Here is an 8874-nt window from a genome sequence, read left to right on the forward strand (position 1 = left end):
GAGAATAATGGCGCCGACGAAGGCTAACGCGATGTACGCGGCCACAATGCTCAGCTTGCTCAGCAGAGGACTCGCGAAATCCATTGGGGAGACTCCCTTCGGTTCACAACGCTACCCGCATTAACGTCAAAGCTAGCAAGGGGTTCCCGGCCGAAAAAGTCAGTCTTGTTGTCAGGCTCGCTGTTCGCGGCAATGCCGCGTTGCGATGCGCGGCTCAAATAGCCGCCGGATCAAGGCGTTGACGCGCCGCAAATATATTCGGCGGCGGTTCCGGACCCCGATAGCAGTACCGTACCGCTTGGATGTCCGTCGGTTGCTCTCGCCCGTGTGTCGTTGCGCCGCAAGGCAGCATCGTCTTTTGTTGTGCGCCTGTCACAAACCATACCCAGATTGCCGCCGGAATGACCGGGGCTCTACCCCGGTAATAAGTACTTGGGGGCGTTACGTGAAATCTGAGTTTCTGAGCCGCGCAAGCCGGCTTGCGCTGGCTATTTCTGCGACTTCCTTGGGGTTTTCCTGTCCGGCACTGGCCGCAAGCTTCAGCACTCCTCCGAACAGCACGACGGCGCAGACCGTCTCCAACAATGATACCGGCTCGGTCGCCGCCGGCAGCAGCCTGTCGGTGACGGGTACCGCGATCACCTGGATCACCGGCCTGTCGTCGCCCGGCGTCGTCATCACCAACAACGGCACCATCTCGGCGACGTCGCGCGGCATCGACACCTCGGGCAGCGCCATCAGCGGCAACCTCACGCTCATCAACAATGCCGGCGCGCTCTTCACCGCGTCCAATGATGCATTCCGGATCAATGGCGGCCTGAGCAGCGGGTCGGTCGCCGTCGACAATGCCGGCACCATCCAGTCGACGGGCAATGGCCGCGTCTTCGACTTCGTCAACGCGACGTCGAACACCACCGTGTTCTCGATCACCAACCAGAGCGGCGGCACCATCAAGTCATCAGGCAGCGACGTGATGCGGATCGGCGGCGGAACCACCACGATCACAAACTCCGGCCTGATCGACGCGACCAATACGGCAGGGTCTCGCGCGATCCGCGCCACCACCAATCTCAACAACGTGATCTCGCTGTCGGTCGTCAACAATGCGGGCGCGACGATCCAGTCGGCGGACGACGCCATCCAGATCAACGGCGCGTCGGGCAGCAACAGCACGACCGCCGCCAGGTTCTCGGTCGACAATGCCGGCACCATCAAATCGGCGACCGGCCAGGCAATCGACTTCGACAATCTCACCTCGACCGCCGCGAGCGTTCACATCACCAACCGCGCGACCGGCCTGATCACCGCGGCCAATGCGGACGCGATCCGTCCGGGCGAAAACTTCACGATCGACAATTACGGCCAGATCATCGCCAATGGCACGATCGATCCCGCAACCGGCCGGCCCAGCGCCGATGCGATCGATCTTCAGGGCGGCCACAACGGCACCGTCAACAACTATGCCGGCGGCCTGATCTCGGGCGCCAAGAACGGCACCGCGGGCGATGCCGGCACCATCACGGTCAACAATTTTGCCGGCGCAACCATCATCGGCCGCAACGGTGCGGGCGTCGGCGGCGGCAATTCCATCGTCACCAATTACGGCACCATCACCGGGGCGATCGACGGCGTGTCGACGCGCAGCGATGGCGACGGCATCGATATCGACAATGTCCTGACGCTGACCAATTACGGCATTGTCCAGGGCACCGGCGCGACCGGCGCCGATGACGGCGGCCGCTTCAACAACAGCGAAGGCCTTGCGATCGGTGGCGGCACCATCCGCAACTACGGCACCATCAGCGGCGCCGCGGCGGGCATCGTCGTCAACAACGATTCAAATCCGGACCATTCGCGCAGCGGATCGGCGGCGCTCGACCTGATCAACTATGCCGGCGCCACCATCGTCGGCAACAACAGCTACGCGATCCGCTCCGAGAACAAGACCGGCACGACCGCCGACAACGACAGGATCGTCAACTACGGCACCATCATCGGCAACGGCACGATTCCCGATCCCAACGGCGTCACGCTGCTGCAGAACGGCACGCCCGATACCGGCTCGGTCGGTACGCTGAACGGCGTGACCTATACCGGTACCGGCTCGACCCGCTTCATCCGCGGCGACGCCGCGGCGATCCAGACCGGCGAGGGCGCCGACGTGCTGTCGAACTACGGCACCATCATCGGCAATACCGGCCGCGCGATCAGCATGGAAGGCGGCGACGACACGCTCAATCTCTATGGCGGCTCGACCATCACCGGCCGGATCGATGGCGGCGTCGGCACCGACACGCTCAATCTGTTCGGGCCGGGCTCGGGCACGCTCTCGAATGTGATCAATTTCGAGGTGCTCAACGTGCAGGGCGGCGTCTGGACCGTAACCGACGCACAGAGCTACCAGAACGGCGCCAACATCGGCTCCGGCGCGACGCTGCTGGTCAATGGCTCGCTTGGCAATGCCGTGACCGTCGATGCCGGCGGCACGCTCGGCGGCAATGGCAGCGTCGGTAATGTCCTGGTCAATGGCGGCACGCTGTCACCGGGCAATTCGATCGGCACGCTCACGGTGCAGGGCGGCCTGACCTTTACCGCCGCATCGACCTATCTGGTCGAAGTGTCGGCCGCGGCGTCCGATCGCACCAACGTGACAGGTGCGGCAACGCTCGGCGGCGCCACGGTCAACGCGTCCTTCACCGGCACCACGTTCCAGAAGCAGTACACCATCCTCAACGCGGCCGGCGGTGTCAGCGGCAGCTTTGCCGGGCCGGTCAGCAGCAATTTGCCATCGAACTTCATCTCCAGCCTGAGCTACGACGCCAACAACGTCTATCTCAATCTGGCGCTGAATTTTGCTGCAACCGCCAAGCTCAACGGCAATCAGGCCGCTGTCGGCAATGCGATCAGCAACGCCTTCAACAGCAGCGGCAGCATTTCCGCCGCGTTCGGCGCGCTGACGCCGGCCGGGCTGACACAGGCGTCGGGCGAACTCGGCACCGGCTCGCAGCAGACCACGTTCGACGCCATGAACATGTTCCTCGGCGTCATGACGGATCCCTTCACCGAAGGGCGCGGCGGCGTGCCTGCAAATGGCGGCACGCCGCTATTCGCTGGTGACACCATGAGCTACGCATCGACCGGCATGTCGCGTGCGAATGGCGCGCGCGACGCCTATGCCGCCATCTATCGGAAGGCGCCGCCGCTGCAGCAGACGTTCGAGCAGCGCTGGAGCGTCTGGGCGGCGGGCTTCGGTGGCGGGCAGAGCACTGATGGCGGCACCGCCGTCGGATCGAATTCGACGACGAGCCGCATTTTCGGTGTGGCCGTCGGCGCCGACTACCGGATCTCGCCCGACACGATTGCCGGCTTTGCACTCGCCGGCGGCGGCACCAATTTCACCGTGGCCAATGCACTCGGCGGCGGACGCTCCGACCTGTTCCAGGCCGGCGCCTTCATCCGTCATGGATTCGGGCCGGCCTATCTGCTGGGTGCGCTGGCCTATGGCTGGCAGGACGTCACCACCGATCGCACGGTGACGATCGCCGGCATCGACCGGCTGCGCGCGCAATTCAACGCCAATGCGCTGTCGGGCCGGATCGAAGGCGGCTATCGCTTCATCACGCCGTGGTCGCTGGCGCTGACGCCCTATGCCGCCGGACAGTTCACGACCTACGATCTGCCGTCCTATGCCGAGCAGGTGCTGTCGGGATCGAGCGCGTTCGCGACGGCCTATGGCGCCAAGATTGTCACCGCCACGCGCAGCGAACTCGGCGTCCGCAGCGATCGCTCGATCGCGTTGCAGGATGGCATCCTCAGCCTGCGCGGCCGACTTGCCTGGGCGCACGACTACAACACCGATCGCAGCGTTGCCGCGACATTCCAGACGCTGCCGGGCGCGTCCTTCGTGGTCAACGGCGCGGCGCCGGCGAGCGATGCGGTGCTCACCACCGCGAGCGCGGCGATGAACTGGACCAGCGGCTGGTCGGCGGCGCTCACCTTCGAAGGCGAGTTCTCCGACGTCACGTCGTCCTATGGCGGCAAGGGTGTCGTTCGCTACACGTGGTGATGGCGATCATTCTCGGCAGGGCGCGTGTCGCCCTGCCGGGTTCCGCCGCATGGTTAAGGACAGCTGAAACCAACGCATCGAAATGCGTTGAAGAGTCTTTAATCAAATTCGCAGAACCTCCGCGCCATGACGCGTGGAGTTCGTTTGTATCTCATCGGCTCCCTTGTCCTTGTATCGCTGGCTGGTTGCGGCCGCGGTCTGTTTCAGACCGCCGAGCGCGAACCGTGGCGGGCCGAGGCCGAGGCCGCATGCCTGAAGTCGGGCGCGGTCAAGGAGAGCGCCGACCTCGTCCGCATTGATCCGATCTCCGGTCCCGGCGTTTGCGGCGCCGAGTTCCCGCTCAAGGTCGCCGCGCTCGGTGAAGCCAGTTCGGCTTACGGATTTGCCGACGACAGCCTGCGGCCGCCGGCATCGGTCGGCAACCAGCCGCGGTGGCCGATCAACCGCCAGCCGTCTCCGCCGCAAGCGCAGGCGCCATATTCCAATCAGGCCGTCGGCCAGCCGAGCTATGACAACGAGCCGAGCTATGGCGGCCGTCAGAATGGGCCGGTCTCGCTGTCGGCGCCCGGCGTTCCGCCACAGCAGGACGAGATCGATTTGCCATCGGAAGGCTCGCCCGACGCCAGGGGCGAGCGACCTTATTATCCGGGCCTGCCATCCAATACGCAGCGCGACAGCGCGGCCGCGCCCTATTCACCGGCGCCGTATTCCCAGCAGCCGCCCGGCGCGCCACCGCCGCCGCGGCTCGGTCCCTCGAGCGGCAATCCGGTGGTGACGGTCGGCCCCGTCGCAGTGAAGCCGGCGGCAACGCTGGCGTGTCCGATCGTCTCGGTGCTCGAGCGCTGGCTCGCCGATTCCGTGCAGCCGGCGGCGCAGCGCTGGTTCGGCGCGCGCGTCGTCGAGATCAAGCAGATCTCGGCCTATTCCTGCCGCGGTATGAACGGCAACTCGCACGCGCACATTTCCGAGCACGCCTTCGGCAACGCGCTCGACATCGCGGCCTTCACGCTGGCCGACGGGCGCCGCATCACCGTGAAAGATGGCTGGAAGGGCCTGCCGGAAGAGCAGGGCTTTCTGCGCGATGTCCAGGCCGCCGCCTGCCAGCAATTCACCACGGTGCTGGCGCCGGGGTCCAACGTCTATCACTACGACCACATCCATGTGGACCTGATGCGCCGGGCCAGCCGGCGCCTGATCTGTCAGCCCGCCGCCGTCTCGGGCGAAGAGGTCGCGGCGCGTGCCGGCGGCCGTAACCCCTATGCAACGCGCGAACCTTATGTCACAGGATCGCTCGGCGGCAGAAAGCCGGCCCCGCGCGGTAAAGCGGGGGTCAACGAAGAAGACGAATTCGCCGACGAATAGGGACGCGTCTGATACCCGTATTTTTACTGGGTGACACCGTGCAAACGGTAGCCACTTTTGTTGCATATGCTCGCTGAGTCGGGCGCACCCGGCTGATTGTTTGGGGGATGGCTTTGCAAGACGCGCCGATCATTCTCGTCATCGAAGACGATCGTGATCTTCAGATGATGGTGGAGGACGCCCTGAGGGACGGCGGCTATGAGCCGGCGATCGCAGGTTCGGGCGAGGAAGCCCTGACGCTGCTGAAGGCGTTCCGCACCAAATACTCAGCACTGGTCACCGACATTCGGCTGCTCGGCCGGCTCGACGGCTGGCGTGTGGCGCGCGGCGCCCGCGAGATCGATCCGTCATTCCCGGTGCTCTACATCACCGGCGGCGGCGGCGATGAGTGGCCGACCAGGGGCGTGCCGGACAGTGTGCTGCTCAACAAGCCGTTCTCGCCCGATGAACTGGTTGCGGCTGTGGCGAAGCTGCTTGAGAATGCCGCATAGGCCGCAGCGATTGATCGCCGCCGCGAAACCGGCGATCCGGAGGTTGTACGGGGCAAACGTGTCTTCCAGGCCGGCATGAATGACTTCGCACAGTCGATCACGGCGGCAGCTTCCCTGATAGCCGGTCGCGATCCGGTCCTGCTTGGGATCGTCGCATTGTCGTTGCGGGTCAGCCTGCTGGCGAGCCTGCTCGCGCTTCTGATCGGCGCGCCGATCGGCGGCTGGCTTGCGATATCGAGGTTTCGCGGACGGCAGGTGGTGATCGTGCTCGCCAATGCCTGTCTCGGCCTGCCGCCGGTCGTGGTCGGCCTCGGGCTTTATCTCCTGCTGTCGCGATCCGGACCGCTGGGCTTCGCCGGGCTGTTGTTCACGCCGACGGCGATGGTGGTGGCGCAGGTCATCCTGGCGACGCCGATCGTGGTTGCGCTGGTGCATCGCCCGGTCGCGCTGCTGTGGGCGGAATATGCCGATTTGATCCGCACCGACGGCCTGTCGCGCCTGCGCAGCCTCGCGCTGGTGTTCTCGCTCGGCCGCGCCTCGCTGCTCACCGCGTTCCTTGCTGCCTTCGGCCGTGCCATCGCGGAGGTCGGCGCCATCATCATCGTGGGCGGCAATATCAGCGGCTATACGCGAACGATGACGACCGCGATTGCGCTCGAGACCAGCAAGGGCGAGCTGGCGCTCGGCCTCGGGCTCGGCGTGATCCTGCTTGCGCTGAGCGTCAGCGTCAGCACGATCGCGTTTCTGCTAGTGCGCGGCGTTGGGGAAAAATAGCTGCTCGCCGCCGACCTTGTAGCCGGCGATGGCCGACTGCCCGGCCTGCGAGACCAGCCAGTCGATGAAGGCCTGGCCGTCCGCGGCCTTCACCGTCGGGTGCTTGGCCGGATTGACCAGCATCACGCCGTACTGGTTGAACAGCCGCCGGTCGCCTTCGGTCAGCACGGCGAGCTCGCCGCGGTTCTTGAACGACAGCCAGGTGCCGCGATCGGACAGCACATAGGCATTCGACGCGGATGCCATGTTGAGCGCCGGACCCATGCCTTGGCCGATCTCGCGATACCACTGGCCCTTCGCTGAGCCGAGATCGACGCCGGCCGCTTTCCAGAGCCGCAGCTCGGCCTCGTGCGTGCCGGAGCGGTCGCCGCGCGAGATGAAGGGCGAGCTGGTCGCGGCGATCTTGCGCAGGGCGTCCGCGACATCCTTGTCGCCGGCGATATGCGCCGGATCGGCCTTCGGGCCGACGATGACGAAATCGTTGTACATCACGTCATAGCGTTTGGTCGCAAAGCCCTCGGCCAGGAACTTCTCTTCGGCCACGCGATCATGCACGAACACGACATCGGCATCGCCGCGCCGTCCGATGTCGAGCGCCTGTCCGGTGCCGACCGCGACCACCTTCACGGTAATGCCCGAGGCTTCCGAGAACCGCGGCAGCAGATAGCCGAACAGGCCGGACTGTTCGGTCGATGTCGTCGAGGCGACGGTGATGGACCGGGTCTGCGGGAGCGCGGGGCCGGCGAACAGCAGCACGGCGGCGATGACGAGGTGTCGAAGGAGCGATGTCATGTGGTCAACACTTGATAAAGGACGGCGGTCACCATGCCCCAATTGATCCCGTGACGCAAAGCGGGCGGATAGCGCCGCGCCTGCGACACCGCGCAGCAGGCCGGATCTCGCGCCGCGCGATCGCCCATGATCTGGCGACACTTATTCCATCCTTACATCATGCTGCGGTATGGCCCCTCGAATTCATATGTCCACCGGTCCATTTTCCCGACGAACAAGCTCGCCAGCAGGGCTCCCTGGAGGCAAAGATGACGACCTATCGCGCTTATATCGTCGGACGGCACAGCCGATCCATCGGCGTGGTCAACATGGATTGCAGCGACGACGATCAGGCCATTACCTCGGCCGGCCGTCTTGTGGACGGCCATGATATCGAGCTGTGGCAGATGGACCGGCCCGTCGCCAGGTTCGACGCCTGCTCGAAGCAGGTGTTCCGGAAGTAGTGCGACACTGCGCGGCAGGCCGGGTGTCGCGCCGCGCAATCTCTGATGATAGACATGGAGCATGATCCGGAAAAGTGCGAAGCGGTTTTCCGAAAGAATCATGCTCAAACAATAGCGTCAGCTTGGTCATCAACAGGGATATCGGTCATGGCTTTGGAGAAGGTCGCGCTCGTCACCGCGGGCGGCAGCGGCATGGGAGCGGCGGCGGCGCGCCGCCTCGCGGCCGACGGTTTCCGCGTTGCGATCCTGTCGTCGTCGGGCAAGGGCGAGGCGCTGGCGAAGGAGCTCGGCGGCCTCGGCTTCACCGGCTCGAACCGTTCCAACGATGATCTGAAACGCGCCGTCGACGGCGTGATGGCGCGCTGGGGCCGCATCGATGCGCTGGTCAACAGCGCCGGCCACGGCCCGCGCGCGGGTGTGCTCGAACTGACCGACGAGCAGTGGCACACCGGTCTCGACGTCTATCTGATGAACGTGATCCGCCCGACGCGTCTCGTCGCGCCTCACATGCAGGCGCAGAAGTCGGGCGCGATCGTCAACATCTCCACCGCCTGGGCGTTCGAGCCGAGCGCGATGTTTCCGACCTCGGCGGTGTTCCGCGCCGGGCTCGCCGCGTTCACCAAACTGTTCACCGACAGCTACGCCGCCAGCAATGTGCGCATGAACAACGTGCTGCCGGGCTGGATCGACAGCCTGCCGGCAACCGACGAGCGCCGCGACAGCGTGCCGATGAAGCGCTACGGCAAGGCGGAAGAAATCGCCGCCACCATCAGCTTCCTCGTCTCCGACGGCGCGGGCTACATCACCGGCCAGAACATCCGCGTCGACGGCGGCCTGATGCGGTCGATTTGAGGCAACTGGTAAACCGTCATCTTCAAGGCAAGTGAGCTTGTGACTCACAAGCGGCACCAGATGTTCGCCGTCGTCCTGGCGAAAGCCAGGAGGT

7 protein-coding genes are annotated in these 8874 nt (G+C 65.2%); 6 read left to right on the forward strand and 1 reads right to left on the reverse strand.

The window, feature by feature from the left end:
- Positions 1 to 445: 445 nt before the first annotated feature.
- From AKL29_RS44975 to AKL29_RS17615, 4 genes are all read left to right on the forward strand, one after another.
- Positions 446 to 4066, forward strand: coding sequence for an autotransporter domain-containing protein (locus AKL29_RS44975; protein WP_244482118.1), 3621 nt, complete (start codon positions 446 to 448; stop codon positions 4064 to 4066).
- A gap of 126 nt (positions 4067 to 4192) precedes the next feature.
- On the forward strand, positions 4193 to 5428 hold the full coding sequence (locus tag AKL29_RS17605; RefSeq protein WP_050385013.1) for an extensin-like domain-containing protein: 1236 nt from the start codon (positions 4193 to 4195) through the stop codon (positions 5426 to 5428).
- A gap of 113 nt (positions 5429 to 5541) precedes the next feature.
- Positions 5542 to 5919, forward strand: coding sequence for a response regulator (locus tag AKL29_RS17610; RefSeq protein WP_016845813.1), 378 nt, complete (start codon positions 5542 to 5544; stop codon positions 5917 to 5919).
- Between the two features lie 75 nt (positions 5920 to 5994).
- Positions 5995 to 6693, forward strand: a complete 699-nt coding sequence (locus tag AKL29_RS17615; RefSeq protein WP_016845814.1) for an ABC transporter permease — start codon at positions 5995 to 5997, stop codon at positions 6691 to 6693.
- Here the strand turns inward: AKL29_RS17615 and AKL29_RS17620 are convergent.
- Positions 6667 to 7485 (reverse strand): ABC transporter substrate-binding protein, encoded by an 819-nt coding sequence (locus tag AKL29_RS17620; protein WP_028332575.1) that lies wholly within the window; start codon positions 7483 to 7485, stop codon positions 6667 to 6669. The genes AKL29_RS17615 and AKL29_RS17620 overlap by 27 nt on opposite strands.
- A gap of 248 nt (positions 7486 to 7733) precedes the next feature.
- On the opposite strand from AKL29_RS17620, the gene AKL29_RS17625 reads away from it, so the two are divergent.
- Together AKL29_RS17625 and AKL29_RS17630 are read left to right on the forward strand one after the other, a co-directional pair.
- Positions 7734 to 7928, forward strand: a complete 195-nt coding sequence (locus tag AKL29_RS17625) for a hypothetical protein (protein ID WP_038377246.1) — start codon at positions 7734 to 7736, stop codon at positions 7926 to 7928.
- A 147-nt stretch (positions 7929 to 8075) separates the two neighbouring features.
- Positions 8076 to 8780, forward strand: coding sequence for an SDR family oxidoreductase (locus AKL29_RS17630; protein WP_028332574.1), 705 nt, complete (start codon positions 8076 to 8078; stop codon positions 8778 to 8780).
- Positions 8781 to 8874: the final 94 nt, after the last annotated feature.

Origin of the sequence: Bradyrhizobium pachyrhizi, assembly GCF_001189245.1 — a bacterium.
Taxonomy (GTDB): Bacteria; Pseudomonadota; Alphaproteobacteria; order Rhizobiales; family Xanthobacteraceae; genus Bradyrhizobium; species Bradyrhizobium pachyrhizi.

Bases quoted from the DNA above. Each gene is read 5' to 3' on its own strand.
- AKL29_RS17625 (WP_038377246.1), top strand. From the start codon at position 7,734: ATGACGACCTATCGCGCTTATATCGTCGGACGGCACAGCCGATCCATC.
- AKL29_RS17615 (WP_016845814.1), top strand. From the start codon at position 5,995: ATGAATGACTTCGCACAGTCGATCACGGCGGCAGCTTCCCTGATAGCC.
- AKL29_RS17605 (WP_050385013.1), top strand. From the start codon at position 4,193: ATGACGCGTGGAGTTCGTTTGTATCTCATCGGCTCCCTTGTCCTTGTA.
- AKL29_RS17620 (WP_028332575.1), bottom strand. From the start codon at position 7,485: ATGACATCGCTCCTTCGACACCTCGTCATCGCCGCCGTGCTGCTGTTC.
- AKL29_RS17630 (WP_028332574.1), top strand. From the start codon at position 8,076: ATGGCTTTGGAGAAGGTCGCGCTCGTCACCGCGGGCGGCAGCGGCATG.